Genomic DNA, 18,477 nt, shown 5'->3' on the forward strand with positions numbered 1-18,477 from the left:
CGCTTGATTACAAAAATTCTTCTCTTTTTTCCCTAAACCCTAATTCTATTAAGGCTTTACGGATTTTCGCCTTAGATGGTTGTGTCTTCGGCATGGCTAAGTTAAGTTCCCGTGCTGTTTCTAACATTTGACGTATCAAAATATCCAATAGATTATCATCTACATCTTCAGGAACCTGTTCAATTCTGCCCTGATAGGCTAGGGTATACAGCTCCAAATGGTGATTTCCCATCACTTTGGCAAGTTTCCTGAGGGTTTCAGGTGTTGGACAAGTTCCTTTAAAACAAGCTCCTCGCAGCCTTGGCTGTGGCACTCCCGCCAATTCCGCCAAATGATTCATGCTGATGTCTTGCTCTTCTAAATATTGCAGCACATACAGCCCTAATGGTGAGCAATCTTCGTTTTTGACTTGTAACCTTGGTGGCATTTTTTAGTATCAACAATTTTGTTAGATTTAGGACTTAGGCAAAAATCACTTGAGACCGCAATTGTTAGTGGAGACAGGTCACGATTTGCCCCCACAATCCGTTCGTAGAAGTCCTAAGATTTTGAAAAGGCGAGTTAATCTAACATCACTGCATAATTCTATCTCAATAAGTAAATATGGACTCTAAACTAATCATCAAAAAACTAAACTACTAATTTTTTAGTCTGAAACGTTATCATAGACAATGTAAGCGTCATCTACGATCTAAAGCCGTGCCATTTTTTCGTCAGTACATCGCACCATTAATTATTTTCGCCATATTTTTATTTACTCTCGTGTTGGTTAGCTCCCGTGCTTTCCTCCCAGACGATATGGTTGCTCCAGCCCCCATTGGTGTGCTGATGATGCATCGCATGATTTCCTAGTTCAGAAGATAAAGTACCATGACTGAACTTACTTGGCAGCGCCGACATGTAATCTCGCTGGCCGACTTTACCCAGAATGATTATGAAACGGTTCTGCAAACAGCCGTTAGCTTTTTAGAAGTACTGTCACGACGAAATAAAAAAGTGCCAACCTTGCAGAGCAAAGTTGTCGCCAACTTATTTTTTGAATCTTCAACCCGTACTCGTAACAGTTTTGAGCTAGCTGCTAAGCGTCTATCGGCAGATACATTAAACTTTGCCCCTGGGACATCTTCGCTTTCTAAGGGCGAGACAATTCTTGATACCGCCCGCACTTTTTTGGCAATGGGTACAGACATTATGGTGATTCGTCACCAGTCAGCAGGTGTACCATTAGCGATCGCAAGGGATATGGATGCCCTTAGTGGCGGTAAAGTCGCCATTCTCAATGCTGGCGATGGCAAACACGAACATCCATCTCAAGCATTGTTAGACCTACTGACCCTATGCATGTACCTTAACCCCACTGCACCGACAGCCAAAGATCTGAAGGGCAAGAAAGTAGCGATTGTTGGTGACATTTTGCATTCACGGGTAGCGCGCTCCAATCTATGGAGCTTAGCCACCAATGGAGCCGAAGTACATCTAGCTGCACCACCAACATTACTACCGCCAGAGTTTGCCGAATATGGCGCAAAAATTCACTATTCCCTTGAGCCAGCCCTTGAGGATGCAGATTTTGTGATGACTTTGCGCTTGCAAATGGAGCGGATGGGTCAGTTCCTGATTCCCAGCTTGCGAGAATATCATGCGCGGTATGGCATAACCCGCGATCGCATTGCCAAATGTGCAGCCAATGTCCAAGTTTTACATCCCGGCCCTGTCAATCGTGGCGTGGAGATTAGCTCCGACCTAATGGATGATCCTCGTTTAAGCTTGATTGATAAACAGGTAACTAACGGTGTAGCGATCAGGATGAGCTTGTTATATTTACTCGGCACAGCAATTTAAGTAGCAATGCAAATTTTACTGGTAAAATTTGCATTGCTACTTAATATAAGGATTTAAAGGAACAGGCTAGGATGGACTCTAACCATCGACCGATCGCTTAGAAGGCGATTGCTCTATACAACTGAGCTACTAGCCCAAACAAATTCACGGCTTATTATAATACAACAAACCCCATAGTTTTGGCAATAGTTTAGAATGCGCTGACCCTGACCCACTGTTGACTCATAGTTTGCTCATATAGAGATTCTAGACGATCAATATTTTTGACGAGGGTATAGCGATCTAAAACCCTCTGTCTTGCCTTCATGCCAATGATTTTTGACATTTCGGGATGTTCAGCGAATAGAGGGAGCAGTATGCAAAGTTGAGATGTAACTTTGTGTGAGTCAAGAATAATACCCGCGCCATTTTCAATCACCTCACCATCCGCCCCCACATCAGTAGCAATACATGCCACACCGCAGGACATCGCTTCTAGTAACGATAGTGATAGTCCTTCTACTAGCGAAGGTAAAATAAACACATCCGTGCCTCGTAAAATATCAATCCGCCTCTGCTCATCAGCAATATAACCCATCCAAATAATGCTAGGGTCATTGCCGTAGAAAGTCTTTAAACTTGCTAATAAGGGGCCAGTCCCAACAATTGCTAGTTTGCAACCTTCGGGCATCTTCGCTTTGCGCCATGCCTTGAGCAAAGCCTCAACATTTTTTTCTGCCGCCAAGCGCCCCTGATAAAGAAATAGTCGCTCTGCTTGCAACTCTTCCTTAATATTTGATGCTCCGGGAGAATAGCGATCACTATCAACACCATTGGGAATTACCGCGATTCTAGTATTAGGAACACCTAATTTGTTGAGCAGTTCTTTTTGAATATTAGAGAAGATAATAACTTGGTTGTAATCCGCAAGAGATGGCGCATAAATTTGATAGGTGAGTTGCTGCGTACTAGAAGCAAGATTGCGCCTCTTGAGATCAAAGGGTTGATGAAATGTCGCGACTAGCGGTAAATCGAGTTCGGCACAAATTTCTGGTAGACGGAAATCGAGTGGTGAGATCGCAAGGGAGGCATGAACGAGATCGGGCTTTAACGATCTCAAAGAATCGATCAGAATTTTGTTGGCACGAAGGGACGGGACTGTATAAATAGTTGACTTATAGAGGAATGGTAGGGTGACATCTTGGGTCTCTGGATCTTCCAAACTGATACTTTCAGCATGTTCGTTGTCAGACTCAGGTGCGAAATGCATAAAGCTAACTCGATGTCCGCGATCGAGTAAGGCATTTGTAATTTCGCGACTATAGGTCACGTTGCCGCACGCAGGCGATTTTTTCCCTAGCCATGCAATATGCATGAATTACACCACATAATTACCAGAGGTATAATACCAAAAGTCGCGGCGGCACGAATTAGCGCATCTATATTTTTGCCTATGAACAGCAATTAAAAAAGCGATTAATAACAAAAAAGGAGATGACTATGCCATTTCCTTTTTTGTTATTAATTTTATGGGTCACCCGGGATTCGAACCCGGAGCAAATCGGTTAAAAGCCGAGTACTCTACCATTGAGTTAGTGACCCAATCTCGCTTGTAGACGACGTTTTGCGCTTGCCTTTTGCTTATGTCGTTTACGCGCTTGACTAGTCTAACATGCACTTAGCAAATTACACCAGTTAAACTGAAAGGTCTTACTTCAGTAATTCTTATAGAGACTGTTTGACCGATTAGCTCAGCTAATGATTTGCCTGTCGTGTTTTCAGTAAAGGCGATGCGATTGGTGCGCGTCCGTCCCATGACTTGATTAGGGTTCTTGTGATTTGTCCCTTCAATCATGATTTCTTCGATCCGTCCTGCATAACGCTGCGATCGCAAAGCCGCATTTTGATTAACCGCATGGTTAAGACGTTGCAAACGATCATTTTTGACTTCTTCACTCAACTGATTTTCCCAAACCGCCGCAGGTGTGCCGGGACGGGGTGAGTAGGCAGCAGTATTCACCAAATCAAAGCCAATATCATTAACTAATTGAACAGTACGCTCAAACTGTTCCTCAGTCTCTCCCGGAAAAGCCACAATCGCATCGGCAGTAATTGCCGCATCGGGCATAATCTCGCGAATATCATCAATGATGCGGCGATAACGTTCATGGGTATATCCCCGCGCCATTGCCTTGAGGATATCGTTATCGCCCGATTGAAAAGGAATATGGAAATGTTCACAAACCTTGGGCAATTCCGCACAGGCTTTGATCAGGCGGGGACTAAAATAGCGCGGATGGCTGGTGGCATAGCGAATGCGATCGATGCCTTCGACATCATGGACGTAGTACAACAAGTCCGTGAAAGTAATCTTGCCGCCTACTCCTGCTCCGATGCCGCCCGCAGGAAGGTCACGACCATAGGCATCAATATTTTGCCCCAGCAAAGTAATCTCTTTGTAACCCTGTGCTGCCAAATTCTCGATTTCTTGGCGGATTACCTGCGGCGTGCGTGATTGCTCCCTGCCACGTACTGACGGCACAATGCAATAGGTACAGTTTTCATTGCAGCCATAGATCACATTCACCCAAGCTGATACCGAGCTATTGCGCCGTGGGGTGGTGATATCTTCTTCGATGTAGGCTTCTTCGGTGGCGGCAACTTGATTGCCATTAAAAACCTGTTCGAGCAGATCGCCAAGGCGATTGACATGCTGTGGACCCATGACGAGATCGAGTTCAGGTACTCGTCTGAGCAATGCTTCACCTTCTTGTTGGGCAACGCAACCCGCCACGACAAGGGTTAGGTTGGGGTTATCGCGTTTACGCTTTGCCTGTCGCCCCAAATACGAATAAACTTTCTGTTCTGCATTGTCACGGATGCTGCAAGTGTTATACAAAATTAAATCGGCTTCTTCACTTTCTTCAGTTGACTGATAGCCCATATTTTCTAAAACGCCTGCCATGCGTTCAGAGTCGGCTTTATTCATTTGGCAGCCGAAGGTAACGATGTGATATTTCTGAGCAGTCATGAAAGTGTTTAACCAAGCCGAAAAGATTGCTGTTCTATTCTAATATCTTTCAGCAAGATATTAAAACTGCATGAATCACGCTAATTTTTCGAGGTAAGCTCTCAAATCATCGAATGCTCCAGCATAGGTGATGCTAGGGCTGCTGTAGCCTTTTAATTCAACTGAATATTGCTTGAAGGGGAGTAGGACGGCAGCATAGGGTGTGTGACTATAGGTAGCAGCACCGATCGCAATATCTTTGCCCATTTGCTTCGTGGATGATTCCAACCTGAAAGCGGCATTGACCGTATCACCAAGGGCGGTGTAGTCAGGATGCTCACTAGTTCCCATTTGTCCGACCATCGCATAGCCTGTATTGATTCCCGCGCCAACCCGAATCGGCAGTGGTAGTGCAAAATGCTGATTTAGTTCATCACTCATTTGATAAATCTCGTAAAGGGCTCGATACACCTTGAGCATGTCTTGGGTGGCTACAATATCGGCGGTTTTACCCGTTTGATGAATCCAAACCGTCATTACTGCATCACCAATATATTTGTCTACCCAACTACCGTGCCGATCGATAATCTGCCCAGCTCGTCGAAACCATGTACCAATTACCTCCGAAAGAATCTGTTCATCCATTTGTTGGGTTAATTGTGTAAAGTCGCGAATATCAACCACTAGAACTGTAATTAGTTGCCGCGTATGGAGAACTGCTGTTGCTGCTGTGTCACTATTTTCAGGAGCTTTTTCCTCCGCAATCTTATCTTCAGGACAGTAAAATTCAATGTTGGTTTCGCCAAGGATAATGTGATCGCCATTTTTTAGACTCACAGGAATGGTGACGCGCTTGCCATTTACAAAAGAACCATTGCGACTACCCAAGTCAATCAAAAAGTAATTATTTGCGCCAACCATTTGAAACATGGCGTGATTGCGCGAAGCACATCTGTCGGACAGAGGAATATCATTGTCTGAGCTGCGTCCCAATGTCCAAGCATAGGCATTCATTAGGGGAATCTGCATTGTACCTTGAGGTTTGTGCAGCAAAATATGCGGTATTTCATTACAATCTGTAATCGGCTCACTCACAAAGTTATTGATCCCCAAATGTGAATTATTTACGTATCAGTAGCTATGTAAGTAGCTAGGCATAATCAAAAATCAGATCTAAAACCTGTGGCGTGCACCACAGGTTTTAGAATTTTGTATTTATTGCGCCCAGTTACTCATTATTGACTGGCTGTATCTACCAAGATATCGCGATCGCAAAGCATTTGTAAGACCATGTTTCTATCTGCTACTTTTATCTTCTGATCCTGTGGGTCGATGCTAAAGTGGCAGCAATACCATAGATTACTTAAACAAGCATAATCTTCTCTATTAGCTTTCGATTAGGCAAAATCCCGATGCAAACTACCGTTTCCCAAAAGCAAGAAAACAGCAAAATTAAAAGTCCTTGGCAGAAACCTTGGCTAGTGACAATTTTAGTGATTGTGTTGTTAGGTGGTGGCTTTTTTGCCTTTCGTGTCTTGAGTGGGCTAGGACAAAAATCAACGACGGTGAATGACAACACTGAATTAGTTGAGTCAAAATCCTTAGCAGTCAAAATCAAATCAAGCGGCTCAGTTGTTCCCATTGAAACTGTCAACCTCAGCCCCAAGCAAGCAGGTACATTGATGGAGCTATTGGTGGAACAGGGAGCTAGGGTGCGTCAGGGGCAAGTAATTGCCCGTATGGACAATTCTAATTTGCTGCCCCAACTATATCAGGCACAGGCGAGTGCGGCGGCAAGTGAAGCAAATTTAGCAAAGTTACGCAATGGTAATCGTCCTGAAGATATTGCGGCAGCCCAAGCGAGGGTAGAGTCAGCTCGTGGTCGTTTGGAGGCAGTGCGATCGCGATTAGCTTTAACAAATATGCGAACTGCCCGCTTTCGAGATTTACAAACTGAGGGAGCGATTTCCCGGGATCGGTTTGATGAAGTGTTGACTGATGATCGCAGCACCCAAGCAGATCTGCTGAGCGCTCAAGCAAATCTGGCAGAAGCAACCCGCCAATTTGAAGAATTACGCAATGGTAGCCGTCCTGAAGATATTGCCCAAGCAGAAGCACAGTTAGCACAGGCGATCGCAGGTATTCGGGCTGTAGAAGTCCAACTGGAAGATACGATTATTCGCGCTCCTTTTGCAGGGATCATCACCCAAAAATATGCTAATGCTGGGGCATTTGTTACGCCGACGACTAGTGCCTCGTCAACTAATTCCTCGACATCGACTTCGATTGTTGCGATCGCAAATGGCTTAGAGATCATTGCCAAAGTGCCTGAAGTCGATATTGCCCAGATTAAGATTGGGCAAGAGGTCGAAATTATTGCTGATGCTTTTCCCACTCAGGTTTTTAAAGGCAAAGTCCGTTTGATTGCACCTGAAGCAATCATTGAGCAGAATGTGACATCTTTTCAAGTCCGTGTCGCATTGGAAACGGGCAAAGATAAATTGCAATCGGGGATGAATGCTGATATCCGCTTTATTGGTCAAAAAATTGATAATGCTTTAGTTGTACCGACGGTGGCAATCGTCACACAGGAAGGGAAAACAGGCTTACTCATTGCCGATGAGCAGGGTAAATCACAATTTCGCCCCGTGACCATCGGTACGACTGTGGATAACCAAACTCAGATTTTGAGCGGTGCAAAAGTCGGGGAGCGCATATTTGTAAAGCTCCCAGATAACAAAAAGCCATAACAATCAAAAAGAGTCGCTAAGCGACTCTTTTTGATTGTTATGCTAGAGAATTATCTATGCGGCGGCATTCGATTGTTTGAGAGATTCCCAAGTTACTTGGCGATCGCTGCCGACTTCAATCACGATTTTGACCCGTGGATCGCGATCGGGGATTTGACTAAGAGTTTCTAATTCTTCCTTAGAGAGATATTTTCCTTCAATCAGCCATACAACTAACCCTTTCGATTTTGGAGGCAAGGCATTGAGGCGAAACTGAATTGCAGGTGGGATGAAATATGTGCGAATCTCAGTTTTGCCAAGGTGCGAGGGACGTACACCATGCACATCGGTGAGATAGCTGCTGACATCACCTAGTCCCCGTGCCGTAATAAATAGAATTTCATAACCTGCATTCTTCAGCCGCAGTTGGTAGCGACCTTCATAACCACCTTCAGGAGGAACGCGCATTGCTAAAGCGCCTGCTTTTTCGAGGTCTTTGACAATTTTATCGGTTGCAATTAATGGCATGGCGACATCCTATGCGAAATGCTAAATATAGAGCTACGGGTATTTTACAGCGCAAAGCGCTGAATTAAAACCCATAAAAATTTTTGAAAGCGCCGCTTCGCGGCGCTTTCAAAAATTTCTATGGGCTACATAATTAGAATTAATCAACGACTTGAACATCAATATCAATCGTGCCAGGGGGAGTTAATCGCACAAATTTATTTTTTTCTTCTTGTAAAGGCTCTCCACAGCTAGGGCATTGAAACTGACTTGACCTTGACGCAGTAAATGTAGAGCTACATACAGGACATTCCGCCGTGACAATGCTGCGCTTTGCCCACCATTGCAAACCGAAAAAGGCAATTACAGGGACAACTGTAATTAAACCAATCAAAATGAAAAAAGAGTTGACTAACCAGCCTAGACCGAGCGCACTAAACGCCCAAAAAATTAGTAAAGCCTTTAGCCAAAAGCGCACACCTGACCAACGATCATCATCGCCGCCACCACTGGGGAAATTATTGCCAAATGTGTAGTATCTCATGAGTTTTCGTCCCTGTATTTACCTGTAGCGATCGTAACACTCTTGTTTAAACTTGCCATTCTGTCACTGGGTATGGTTAACCACAGTGAGCCATAGGGTAATCGCGAACATGCCTAAAAATGTAGCGAATGCACCACAGATTTTAGTTTTTTATATTTAATTAGTTCAGTATAAATAATCTTAAAACCCAGAAGCGTGAGTCACTCACGCTCTAATTTTTTGTTTTAATTACATTTAGCTATTTAATTGCACCTAGCTACTTATAGAATTACTTCTTATGTGATATCTGCAAAACAAACGTGAACCCCGCTAGAACAATTTGTTTCGGATTCTTGGCTGTCATTTCCTTTGGCGCATTTCTATTGATGCTACCGATATCCTCTAGCAGTGGGAATTGGTCTGATCCGATTACATCACTATTTACAGCTACTTCTGCTGTATGTGTTACAGGGCTATCGGTCGTTGATGTTAGCAAATTTTATTCGATATGGGGACAAATTATCCTGCTGCTGCTATTCCAGATCGGCGGTTTAGGATATATGACCTCCACCTCGATTCTGCTCATCCTGATTGGGCGCAAGTTTAGCTTACGGGATAAAATCACTCTCCAGCAATCCCTTGACACAAAAGGAATTCGTGGCGGTTTGCAATTAGTGAAATCAATTATTGCTACTACCCTACTGTTAGAACTAACGGGTGCGATCGCCTTAATTCCGATTTTTAACCAAAAAATGAGTTTTCAAGAGAGCGTCTGGCATGCCATCTTTAATAGCGTCAGTGCTTTTAATAATGCAGGGTTTAGCTTGTTTTCTGACAACCTCATGGGTTACGTGAATACCCCTAGCCTCAATATCATCATTGGCTTATTGATTATCTTTGGTGGGATTGGCTATCAGGTGATTTTAGAGGGTTATCTGTGGCTAAGAACCAAACTTTCCCGCAATCGTGAATACATTTCTTTTAGTCTGACTTTTTGTGTGGTTACTAGCACCACCATCGTTTTAATAGTATTAGGTACTTTGGCGATCTGGTTTACCGAATTTAATAACAGTGAAACATTAGGCAAACTACCATTATTTGATCAAATCATTGGCGCGTGGTTTCAAGCGGTTAGTACCCGCACCGCAGGATTTAATACGATTGACAATGGCAAGATGACAACGACAGGGATATTTGTATCAATTGCGTTAATGTTTATTGGTGCTAGCCCTGGAGGCACTGGCGGCGGCATTAAAACTACAACTGCAAGAATTTTGGCGAGTTGTACAGGTGCAGCATTAAAAGGACTAGATGAGGTGAATTTATATAAATTGCAAGTGCCAAATGGTCTCATCCTCAAAGCTGTAGGTGTTGCGGTAGGTTCGCTATTTACAGTGATCTGTTCCACTGGGTTACTGTCGATAACCGATCGCAATATTAGCTTTATCAATATTTTATTTGAAGCAACTTCCGCTTTTGCTACCGTTGGTTTATCCACAGGCATTACATCTTCTCTGTCTTGGGCTGGCCAACTGGTAATTATTGCCACCATGTATATTGGGCGAGTTGGCGTATTGTTGCTGATGGCAGCAGTATTTACCACGCATCGCCCTAGCCTTCTCAAATACCCTCAAGAGTCAATGCTGGTGGGATAAGCTGGGAGGGCTTATTCGCCTCTAAAATATCAAATTAACAAACTCAACAGATAAACAAACACAGGAAAATTTTGTGGATATATCTTCTCTTAGCTTTTTTCGGAGTCTTCGCCATGAGAACAAGCAATTTGGGGTAATTGGATTGGGGCGATTTGGTCGATCTGTTTGTTCGACCCTTGATCGACTGGGGCATGAGGTTTTGGCTGCTGATAAGGAGGAGGAGAGCGTCAGCTATGTACGAGCGCATAACCTCGCTGCCCACTGCATCCAGTTAGATTCCACCAATCCACTGGCCTTAAAAGAGTCGGGTATGCTGGAAATTGATACAGTGATTGTGGCGATCGGCAACTTCTTGGAAGAGAGCATTATTACCACCCTCAATGTCAAGGAGGCGGGCGTAAAGCATGTGATTGCAAAGGCTTCGTCAGAGGTGCATGGCACATTACTCAAAAAAGTTGGCGCAGATCTGGTGGTTTACCCTGAAGCCGAAATGGGTAGAGCGCTGGCACGATCCCTAACTCAACGCGGTATTTTAGAACGCTTTGAACTTGACCCAGACAATAGCATTGTGGAAGTGATGGTTCCTGAAGAATTTGACGGTAAGACCATTCTTGAACTAAAGCTGCGGGGTCATTATGGTGTGAATGTGATTGCGGTAAGTCACGATCAAAAATTTGAAATTAATCCTGATCCCAATCAAAAACTGGTCAAAGGTTCAGCAATTGTGGTGATTGGCAGTAACAAAAACATTAGTCGTTTACCAATTTCCTGTGATTTACTGAATAGTGATGGAACTTCTGGAACAACTCAGCTACCATTGCATCAATCATCAGAAGTAAAACTCAAATGACTACGAACCTTGTCAAAGTACTGACTGAAGACTTTTGGAGTGCTTACAATATTCGCTTAGAGCCTTGGAATATTAGCTATGACGCACCAGTTAGCATCAATCCTGAAGAGATTCCCACCAGTGACAAGGTAAATACGGAATTTGAGTTTTGCAATAGTGAATGGCAACCAATTCGAGCGGTGAGTGCTCCTGCGCTACCCCCACAAATTTTATTTATCGATGGCAGATTACGCATCGATGCCAATTTTTTGGGGCGACGTGATGATGAGATTCTCTACGGAGCCTTTGCGACGATTTCGGTAGGAGCGGTACTAGTCGATCGCACGATTAGCCGAGCTAAATGTGTAGCGACAGAAGTAACCAGAATTATCGCTTTGGGTGGTAATCTTACCCCGCCTGTAACCACAGTTCCCTCACCGATGAGTGGACGTGGCAATTTAGTCTATGATCGCTGCCTGACTAGTAGCAATAATCAGCCCGATACACCGTCACAATTAGTGCAGGGAGAAATGCTAGATGAAGAACTTCGCATTGCCAATGCGCTCTCTCTCAATAAAGATCTCATTAAAGAAAATACTTTGATTGTGCGCGATGGACCATTACTCTATCGGGTTTATCAAACCCCCTATGACACAATTGGCTATGTTAAGACGATGGGTAAAGCCTATCTCAAGGGAGAAAATGCCCAAGTAATGCGATCGCTAAAAGTTGGTGAGCGCACCCCAATTTTTCGGATTTCTAGTAGCAGTGGCTCGAATCTAAGCTGGTATTTACGATCGGGTAGCCCAGACTTGAACTATAAGAAATTGGGCTATCACGACCTCCATGGCATTATTCGCATTGACCTTGATGGTGCAATTCCTTTGGAACGCGCTAAAGTGATTGCCGATCAAAGTACATACCTAATTCCTCAATATGCTTCCCATCCTACCCGTGATCCGCGTGCGCCTCAAAATCTAACACCAGTGGGTGCATTAGAAAAAGAACTGGGACGAAGAATGGGGAGCCGCGAGTTAATCTCACGCCGTTTGAGGGATTTTTTAGCTGAATCCGCCAAGCGAGACCTATAAATGCATATTTAAAGAATTGGCACTTCGTAGCTTCTGGTAATGCCTGTCGTAGTCCTGACAATGACTCTTGCTTTCAGGTTAGAGGTTACTGGTAGCTTGCTCATAAATCTGCCATCACGATCTAAAGATTGTTCAACACCATTGACACTCACAAAATTAAAGCGGCTAGTATAGCCAACAAAAATAATCGAGCGCTCGATACCTGATACCCTTCGCTCAATTGTGTAGCGCAGGCTAACATCGTTATCAATTGGCATTGGCGGCGATGGTGGATCGCCCACCACCATCCGATTTTGCTGTCCCCCATTGACGATCTCGGTGCGGTTTTGAGCTGAAGTAGCCACACTTCCACTGAGAGTAGTCAGCACAGTATTTCCACTAGGATCGCTCTGGACAATATAGCTAGTACCCCTAACCCCACTGATTCCTGAAGGAGTTTGAATATTTAATTGAGAACCTCGGTTGGTAAAGCGGCGAACCTGTAATCTTGCTTTGCCTCTTGGTACAGACAGATTCACAATACGTCCGTTGTCAGGTGCGATTTTTAACGAAAGTAGGCGAATGGTTGTATTTTCTTCTATGTAGATTAGCCCAATGCCCGTATCTACCTGCAACACGACGGCGCTATTTGCGCCTGTGGAGATTTCATCGCTTGCCACCTGTAACCGATCTCCAACTCGCGCAGGTCGATTAGCATAGTTATACAAATTTCTATAGATTACATTCCCAGACATCTTCTCGACCCTCAGCCATTGATCAGTTCTTACTTGAATACTATTTTGGGCTGAGGCACATTGTGTTTCTAAAAGATGTTGTGATAAGAAACTAAGTGGGAGGAAATCAATAGAAAGGCTAAGTGGAATGATTAGGAGTGGATTTAGAAATTTTGCAATTCTGCAATTTTTTAACATTATGACTAGATGACTCCTCAATCAAAACAAAAAGTTTTATGCTCTTATTTCCTAAACACCATAACTTCTCTGTGTAAATTGAGTGATTGCCATGTCATAAATCTTCTTTAATCTTTTAGCATGTATGGAAAGGCTGAATTCCTGATGAAATAAAGCATTGCCATTAATGCCAATTTTACGAGATTTTTCAAAATTATTTGCCAAATCCATTATTGCGATCGCAAGTTGTTGCTTATCATTGGGCTTAACTAAAATTCCTGTCTTTCCATCTTGAATATGCTCAGGAATACCACCAACATCGCTAGCAATTACAGCACGAAATCTCGCATAGGACTCTAGTGTAACTAGTCCCGCAGGCTCTGGCCAGACACTCGGAAAAACTACCGCAAAGCTCTGGCGATACAAATTCTCTAGTCTCTCGTTTTGACACCAGCCATGCCATGTAATGCGATCATTAATGTTCAATTTCTCTGCTAGCTGCCGCATTTGAGGCATCGCCCATCCTTCACCAGCAATATCAAGATGAATCTTGGGATCCAATAATGGCATGGTTTGCAACAACCAATCTAAGCCCTTCTCTGGCACAATTCTACCCATAAATAGAATGTGTTTTTGATCATGAATGGACTGCTCTAGGGGAAAGTGCTCAACTGGGGCTTCAGCGATCCCACACCGTAAAGTTACTACCTGTGACTCAGGTAAACCATTGGCAATTAATTGTGATCGCACATAATCACTATTTGCGATCGTCAAAACACCAAGCTTTTTGAGCGCATTGAGTTCATTACTGGCTCTAACTAAGTTTGTGATAATTTGTGCAGGACGACGGCTACCACAACCATCAACAGCATGACCCCAAGCACATCCCCATGTATTTAATAAGCGATCGCAGCAAGATTTACTAACCGACAAATACTTAGTTCCACTAGGACAGTAAACATCATGATTATGGGCAGTAAAAACGACAGGGCAGAAATTATTTATCTGAGATACCGCACTAGCTTCATGAATGTGCAGCAGCTTAAAATCACTTTGATCGTAATCTTTCGGATGAGCAATGATTTCTGTGCCAAATGTATCTGGCATGGTTGCATATAAACTATCCACATAGGTTTTTACCCCACCTCCAGCGATTGCGATATTCGCAGAACAATGATAAATTTTATTGGATAAAATCATGTAGATTGTAATTTTAAAAAATTAGGCTGATGCTCAGGCATGAACCAACGGCAAAATGGAGAGCGACAGCAATAAATCGACAATTTAGTAATAGTTCGGTACGTTCATGATTTTCGCCAATGAATGTGCAGAGTTTCCATGCGATCGGTAAGCTGATCAATACAATCGCAGTCCAGATTGGAAAAAAGCTCATAGCGATCGCAATTATGGTAACCGCATAAATCATGCCACAAATCCAAGGTAAGAGTTGCGCTGAAAGTTTAGTGCCGAGCCTGATTACGGGAGAGCGCTTACCTGCGGCGAGGTCATCATCAACTTGATTAAAGTGCGAACAAAACAAAATCAGGCTAGTAATAATGCCAATGATAATTGCCGCCGCGATGGAACCAACTGACCAAGATTTAGTTTGACTGTAGTAAGCTGCGGAAACCCCTAGAGGTCCAAAGGCAAAAAAACATAAAAATTCTCCCCAGCCTTGATATCCCAAGCGAAATGGAGGGCCTTGATACATGTAGCCCAACAAGCAACAGATTGCAATCAAGCTAATCACAACGATATCTTGCTGTAGCCATGAAATTGCAAATACGCCACTAATGCCAAATAGTAAACATAGATTTGCGATCGCAAAGATTAAGTTTTTTCTGCCTGTCAGGTTAACTACTGAATGGGCTTTATTGACATCGATGCCTGTTTCCGCATCAAAAACGTCATTACAGAGATTTTCCCAGACAAGAATCAAAACCGCTGAAACTAGAAATGTGATAAAAATGCCCCAATTTATCGTCCCGACGTTGCGATAAGCTACCGCCGTACCAGTGGCAATCGGTACGATCGCGACGCTGTACATAGGAAACTTAATCGCCGCCATCCATAATTTGCGGGATGCTTGCGGAGATGACTGCTGAGGTTCAATTTCGAGGCTTTTGACCATATTGCTAGAAATAAACTTGCGATCGCAATCTTAGCTCAAAACTAGAGATCGAGAGTCTAAGGGGCTTGTAATTTTGGGATTTGTAATACTTGGCTGAGGTTGATTAGACTTGCGATCGCAAAAGTACGTCTGAGTGCATAAGAATTGCTTCTAAATTTTAGTGAATTATTAAGCTTTGCAAAGTAAGATGTAAAGAAACAAGCGTAAAAATTTAAACATATAGGTATTGAGAGAATATGCGCGTTGCGATCGCTGGAGGAGGGTTGGCAGGTTTATCCTGTGCCAAATACCTAACCGATTTGGGGCATGAGCCAATTTTGCTAGAGCGCAGTAACGTTCTCGGTGGTCTAGTTGCTGCATGGAAAGATGCCGATGGCGACTGGATCGAAACAGGGTTACATAACTTTTTTGGTGCTTATCCGAATATGTTGCAATTGATGGGGGAGCTAGATATTCTCGATCGCCTGCAATGGAAGCGCCATGCTTTAATTTTTAACCAACCTGAAAAGCCAGGAGTGCTTTCATGGTTTGATGTACCCGATATCCCCTCTCCCCTCAATATCATTGTTTCGATTCTCCGCAACAATGACATGCTGACTTGGAATCAAAAGATTCGATTTGCGATCGGGCTGATTCCTGCAATTATTCGCGGTGACGACTATGTTGTCTCGATGGACAAATATACCTTCGAGGAATGGCTAGAAATGCGCGGCATTGGTAAGGACATTACCACCGATATTTTTATTGCCGTTTGCAAGTCGCTTAAATTTATCGATCCCGATGTGATTTCGGCAACGATTCCCCTCCGCGCCCTCAACAAGTTTCTGCAACAAAAAGATGGCTCCAAAATTGCCTATCTCGATGGCGCACCCCCTGAACGCCTCTGCCAGCCGATCGTAGATTATGTGGTAGCACGCGGCGGTGAAGTGCATACAGGTGTGGCTCTTAAGCAAATCGTCACCGATCAAGATGGCAATGTTGAAAAATTGATCGTTCAAGGTAATGATGGTTCACCTAGTCGTGAAATTGTTGCTGATGCTTACGTTTCGGCAATGTCCGTGGATGCCTTTAAAAATTATATTCCTGCAAACTGGCAAGAATTGCCCTATTTCAAACAGCTAGATCATCTCGAAGGTGTACCTGTAATTAGTGTGCAGATCTGGTTCGATCGCAAACTTACAGATATTGATCACACCCTATTTTCGCGATCCCCCTTGCTAAGTGTTTACTCGGATATGAGTAACTCTTGCAAAGAATATGCTGACCCCGACAAGTCCATGCTAGAGCTAGTATTTGCTCCTGCTGCCGACTGGATCGATCGCCCCAATAGTGAAATTGTTGAAGCAACGTTAAATGAACTTGCCAAACTATTTCCGCAGCACCTCCCCAGTCCTGCCAAGGTCTTAAAGTCGCATGTCGTTAAGACTCCACGATCGATTTATACTGCCACTCCTAACCGTGAGCAATTCCGTCCGCAACAAGCAACACCGATCGCAAATTTCTTTTTGTCAGGTAGCTATACAGCTCAGCCCTTTTTTGGCAGTATGGAAGGGGCTGTACTTTCTGGTAAGCTAACAGCACAGGAAATCCATAACGCAAGTCTAAACGCAAGTCAATCTTCTGGAAGTAAAGTCCTTGGTCGAACCTCTAACGAAAACCAGTCAAATCCATCTGTCGTCACTGCCTAAGCCAATGGGAATGCGTCAGCCAGTCAATCTGGATGAAGCCTATGAGATTTGTCGCTGCATCACAGCTAAGTATGCCAAGACCTTTTATCTTGGGACGATGCTGATGTCGGAAGCTAAGCGACGAGCCACTTGGGCGATTTATGCTTGGTGTCGGCGTACCGACGAGCTTGTTGATGGGATGCAGGCGGATACCACCGATGCAGAAACGCTCTTTAACTGGGAGAAGCAGTTGGAGGCAACATTTCGTGGTGAGCCAGTTCATGCCTCAGATATTGCCCTAGCCGATACGGTGAAGCAATATCCCATGCCAATTCAGCCCTTTAAGGACATGATTTCTGGGATGCGGATGGATCTTAAGTATGATCGCTACCAAACCTTTGATGACCTGTATCTCTATTGCTATCGTGTGGCTGGAACTGTGGGCTTGATGTCGGCGGCAATTATGGGCTTTGAAACCAAAGACCCATCGGTAATTGCCACGGCAACTGAGGCAGCAGTCGCCTTAGGAATTGCGATGCAACTTACCAATATTTTGCGCGACATTGGCGAAGATGCTCAGCGAGGACGAATTTACTTACCTCTTGAGGATCTACATTATTTTGATTACACCGAAAAAGATCTATTGAATGGTGTGGTTGATGATCGCTTAGTTGCGTTGATGCGATTTCAAATCCAACGGGCAAGACAGTTCTATCAACATGCAGAAGACGGTATTTCGGCGCTATGCCGCGATGCCAGATGGCCAGTATGGTCGTCGCTGATTTTGTATCGCAATATCTTAAAGGCGATTGAAGACAATAATTATGAAGTATTCAAGCGTCGTGCGTTTGTGCCTTCTTCCAATAAAATGCTCGCCCTACCTTGGGCATGGCTAAAGGCTCAAACTTCGTAAATCTCTGGAATGATGCGAATTTTACTAGTCGATGATGAAGAAGAATTGGCAGAGCCTTTGCAAAGGGTGTTAACTAATCAAGGCTATCTAGTTGATAGCGCCAATAGTGGCGATCTTGGCTGGGATTTGGCACAGACGGGTGACTATGATCTGTTGATTCTGGACTGGATGATGCCTGAAAAGTCGGGTGTCGATATTTGTAGTGAATTGCGGCAACAGGGGGATAGCACTCCTGTGCTGATTCTCACTGCCAAGGATACCCTTGATGATCGGGTGGCGGGATTGGATAGTGGTGCAGATGACTATTTAGTAAAGCCCTTTGAATTGCGGGAACTATTGGCGCGGGTCAGGGCTTTATTGCGACGTGCGCCGACCCCAATCACCGTCCCCAATGAGTCGATACGGCTTAGTTATGGGGATCTTGAACTTGATCGCGATAACCAAATGGTCTATTGTCAGCAAGTTGCGATCGCATTAACCGAGCGCGAATATCAACTTTTAGAATATTTCATGCAGCATCCCAATCAATTGCTGAGTCATGAGCAGATTTCACAACATATTTGGAAAGAGGGCGAAGATGCTCCTACTAGCAATGCTTTGGCGGCGCAGGTGAAGCTATTGCGCCGTAAAATCGATCGCGATCGCCAAATTTCTCTAATTAATACTGTGTATGGCAAGGGATACCGCTTTGGCTAACCAATGACAATATCT

General features: G+C 44.0%; 17 protein-coding genes and 2 tRNA genes. 8 read left to right on the top strand and 11 right to left on the bottom strand.

All coding sequences use genetic code 11. From position 1 onward, the window contains the following. Positions 1 to 7: 7 nt before the first annotated feature. Positions 8 to 427, bottom strand: a complete 420-nt coding sequence (locus tag H6F41_RS04485) for a helix-turn-helix domain-containing protein (protein WP_190402285.1) — start codon at positions 425 to 427, stop codon at positions 8 to 10. 443 nt (positions 428 to 870) lie between these two features. Here H6F41_RS04485 and H6F41_RS04490 point away from each other — a divergent pair, with 443 nt between their 5' ends. After that, entirely contained in the window at positions 871 to 1,842 is a 972-nt protein-coding gene (locus H6F41_RS04490; protein ID WP_190402286.1) for an aspartate carbamoyltransferase catalytic subunit, read from the top strand. A gap of 62 nt (positions 1,843 to 1,904) precedes the next feature. On the opposite strand, the gene H6F41_RS04495 is transcribed toward H6F41_RS04490, so the two are convergent. The 5 genes from H6F41_RS04495 to H6F41_RS04515 form a co-directional block, all read right to left on the bottom strand. Beyond that, positions 1,905 to 1,978, bottom strand: a tRNA-Arg gene (locus H6F41_RS04495). A gap of 54 nt (positions 1,979 to 2,032) precedes the next feature. Then, positions 2,033 to 3,196 (bottom strand): glycosyltransferase family 4 protein, encoded by a 1,164-nt coding sequence (locus H6F41_RS04500; RefSeq protein WP_190402287.1) that lies wholly within the window; start codon positions 3,194 to 3,196, stop codon positions 2,033 to 2,035. Between the two features lie 155 nt (positions 3,197 to 3,351). Continuing rightward, a tRNA-Lys gene (locus H6F41_RS04505) sits at positions 3,352 to 3,423 on the bottom strand. 76 nt (positions 3,424 to 3,499) lie between these two features. After that, on the bottom strand, positions 3,500 to 4,852 hold the full coding sequence (gene miaB, locus H6F41_RS04510; protein WP_190402288.1) for a tRNA (N6-isopentenyl adenosine(37)-C2)-methylthiotransferase MiaB: 1,353 nt from the start codon (positions 4,850 to 4,852) through the stop codon (positions 3,500 to 3,502). A gap of 75 nt (positions 4,853 to 4,927) precedes the next feature. Beyond that, complete coding sequence (locus tag H6F41_RS04515) at positions 4,928 to 5,926, bottom strand: adenylate/guanylate cyclase domain-containing protein (protein WP_322095873.1); 999 nt, start codon at positions 5,924 to 5,926, stop codon at positions 4,928 to 4,930. Positions 5,927 to 6,243: 317 nt separating this feature from the next. Here H6F41_RS04515 and H6F41_RS04520 point away from each other — a divergent pair, with 317 nt between their 5' ends. After that, entirely contained in the window at positions 6,244 to 7,581 is a 1,338-nt protein-coding gene (locus H6F41_RS04520; RefSeq protein ID WP_190402289.1) for an efflux RND transporter periplasmic adaptor subunit, read from the top strand. A gap of 54 nt (positions 7,582 to 7,635) precedes the next feature. Here the strand turns inward: H6F41_RS04520 and H6F41_RS04525 are convergent, their stop codons facing one another. Then, positions 7,636 to 8,088: an NAD(P)H-quinone oxidoreductase subunit N gene (locus H6F41_RS04525; RefSeq protein ID WP_190402290.1), complete on the bottom strand. Its 453-nt coding sequence runs from the start codon at positions 8,086 to 8,088 to the stop codon at positions 7,636 to 7,638. A 139-nt stretch (positions 8,089 to 8,227) separates the two neighbouring features. Continuing rightward, positions 8,228 to 8,611 carry a transcription initiation factor IIE subunit alpha family protein gene (locus H6F41_RS04530; RefSeq protein WP_190402291.1) on the bottom strand — a complete coding sequence of 128 codons (384 nt, stop codon included), beginning with the start codon at positions 8,609 to 8,611 and terminating at the stop codon, positions 8,228 to 8,230. A gap of 299 nt (positions 8,612 to 8,910) precedes the next feature. Here H6F41_RS04530 and H6F41_RS04535 point away from each other — a divergent pair, with 299 nt between their 5' ends. The 3 genes from H6F41_RS04535 to H6F41_RS04545 are packed head-to-tail and all read left to right on the top strand — an operon-like array spanning position 8,911 to position 12,165. Then, positions 8,911 to 10,245, top strand: a complete 1,335-nt coding sequence (locus tag H6F41_RS04535) for a TrkH family potassium uptake protein (protein WP_190402292.1) — start codon at positions 8,911 to 8,913, stop codon at positions 10,243 to 10,245. 28 nt (positions 10,246 to 10,273) lie between these two features. Beyond that, positions 10,274 to 11,095 (top strand): potassium channel family protein, encoded by an 822-nt coding sequence (locus H6F41_RS04540; RefSeq protein ID WP_190402356.1) that lies wholly within the window; start codon positions 10,274 to 10,276, stop codon positions 11,093 to 11,095. Beyond that, positions 11,092 to 12,165: a hypothetical protein gene (locus H6F41_RS04545; RefSeq protein WP_190402293.1), complete on the top strand. Its 1,074-nt coding sequence runs from the start codon at positions 11,092 to 11,094 to the stop codon at positions 12,163 to 12,165. Before H6F41_RS04540 ends, H6F41_RS04545 begins: the two co-directional genes overlap by 4 nt. Positions 12,166 to 12,173: 8 nt before the next feature. Here H6F41_RS04545 and H6F41_RS04550 read toward each other — a convergent pair whose 3' ends face one another. From H6F41_RS04550 to menA, 3 genes are all read right to left on the bottom strand, one after another. Further along, entirely contained in the window at positions 12,174 to 12,899 is a 726-nt protein-coding gene (locus H6F41_RS04550; protein WP_190402294.1) for a FecR family protein, read from the bottom strand. A gap of 228 nt (positions 12,900 to 13,127) precedes the next feature. Beyond that, positions 13,128 to 14,255 (bottom strand): glycosyltransferase family 4 protein, encoded by a 1,128-nt coding sequence (locus H6F41_RS04555; protein WP_190402295.1) that lies wholly within the window; start codon positions 14,253 to 14,255, stop codon positions 13,128 to 13,130. A 13-nt stretch (positions 14,256 to 14,268) separates the two neighbouring features. Continuing rightward, positions 14,269 to 15,186: a 2-carboxy-1,4-naphthoquinone phytyltransferase gene (gene menA, locus H6F41_RS04560; RefSeq protein ID WP_190402296.1), complete on the bottom strand. Its 918-nt coding sequence runs from the start codon at positions 15,184 to 15,186 to the stop codon at positions 14,269 to 14,271. A gap of 236 nt (positions 15,187 to 15,422) precedes the next feature. Here menA and pds point away from each other — a divergent pair, with 236 nt between their 5' ends. The 3 genes from pds to rppA are packed head-to-tail and all read left to right on the top strand — an operon-like array spanning position 15,423 to position 18,462. Next, positions 15,423 to 16,874, top strand: a complete 1,452-nt coding sequence (gene pds, locus H6F41_RS04565; protein ID WP_190402297.1) for a 15-cis-phytoene desaturase — start codon at positions 15,423 to 15,425, stop codon at positions 16,872 to 16,874. Positions 16,875 to 16,878: 4 nt separating this feature from the next. Beyond that, positions 16,879 to 17,766 carry a phytoene synthase gene (locus H6F41_RS04570; RefSeq protein ID WP_190402357.1) on the top strand — a complete coding sequence of 296 codons (888 nt, stop codon included), beginning with the start codon at positions 16,879 to 16,881 and terminating at the stop codon, positions 17,764 to 17,766. A 12-nt stretch (positions 17,767 to 17,778) separates the two neighbouring features. Continuing rightward, positions 17,779 to 18,462: a two-component system response regulator RppA gene (gene rppA / locus H6F41_RS04575; protein WP_190402358.1), complete on the top strand. Its 684-nt coding sequence runs from the start codon at positions 17,779 to 17,781 to the stop codon at positions 18,460 to 18,462. Positions 18,463 to 18,477 lie beyond the last annotated feature (15 nt).

The organism is Pseudanabaena mucicola FACHB-723 (assembly GCF_014696385.1).
Taxonomy (GTDB): domain Bacteria; phylum Cyanobacteriota; class Cyanobacteriia; order Pseudanabaenales; family Pseudanabaenaceae; genus Pseudanabaena.

What these genes read in the sequence shown, in the direction of transcription:
- H6F41_RS04485 (WP_190402285.1), bottom strand. Translation starts at nt 427, where the DNA reads ATGCCACCAAGGTTACAAGTCAAAAACGAAGATTGCTCACCATTAGGG.
- H6F41_RS04490 (WP_190402286.1), top strand. Translation starts at nt 871, where the DNA reads ATGACTGAACTTACTTGGCAGCGCCGACATGTAATCTCGCTGGCCGAC.
- H6F41_RS04500 (WP_190402287.1), bottom strand. Translation starts at nt 3,196, where the DNA reads ATGCATATTGCATGGCTAGGGAAAAAATCGCCTGCGTGCGGCAACGTG.
- miaB (WP_190402288.1), bottom strand. Translation starts at nt 4,852, where the DNA reads ATGACTGCTCAGAAATATCACATCGTTACCTTCGGCTGCCAAATGAAT.
- H6F41_RS04520 (WP_190402289.1), top strand. Translation starts at nt 6,244, where the DNA reads ATGCAAACTACCGTTTCCCAAAAGCAAGAAAACAGCAAAATTAAAAGT.
- H6F41_RS04525 (WP_190402290.1), bottom strand. Translation starts at nt 8,088, where the DNA reads ATGCCATTAATTGCAACCGATAAAATTGTCAAAGACCTCGAAAAAGCA.
- H6F41_RS04530 (WP_190402291.1), bottom strand. Translation starts at nt 8,611, where the DNA reads ATGAGATACTACACATTTGGCAATAATTTCCCCAGTGGTGGCGGCGAT.
- H6F41_RS04545 (WP_190402293.1), top strand. Translation starts at nt 11,092, where the DNA reads ATGACTACGAACCTTGTCAAAGTACTGACTGAAGACTTTTGGAGTGCT.
- H6F41_RS04550 (WP_190402294.1), bottom strand. Translation starts at nt 12,899, where the DNA reads ATGTCTGGGAATGTAATCTATAGAAATTTGTATAACTATGCTAATCGA.
- H6F41_RS04555 (WP_190402295.1), bottom strand. Translation starts at nt 14,255, where the DNA reads ATGATTTTATCCAATAAAATTTATCATTGTTCTGCGAATATCGCAATC.
- menA (WP_190402296.1), bottom strand. Translation starts at nt 15,186, where the DNA reads ATGGTCAAAAGCCTCGAAATTGAACCTCAGCAGTCATCTCCGCAAGCA.
- pds (WP_190402297.1), top strand. Translation starts at nt 15,423, where the DNA reads ATGCGCGTTGCGATCGCTGGAGGAGGGTTGGCAGGTTTATCCTGTGCC.
- H6F41_RS04570 (WP_190402357.1), top strand. Translation starts at nt 16,879, where the DNA reads ATGGGAATGCGTCAGCCAGTCAATCTGGATGAAGCCTATGAGATTTGT.
- rppA (WP_190402358.1), top strand. Translation starts at nt 17,779, where the DNA reads ATGCGAATTTTACTAGTCGATGATGAAGAAGAATTGGCAGAGCCTTTG.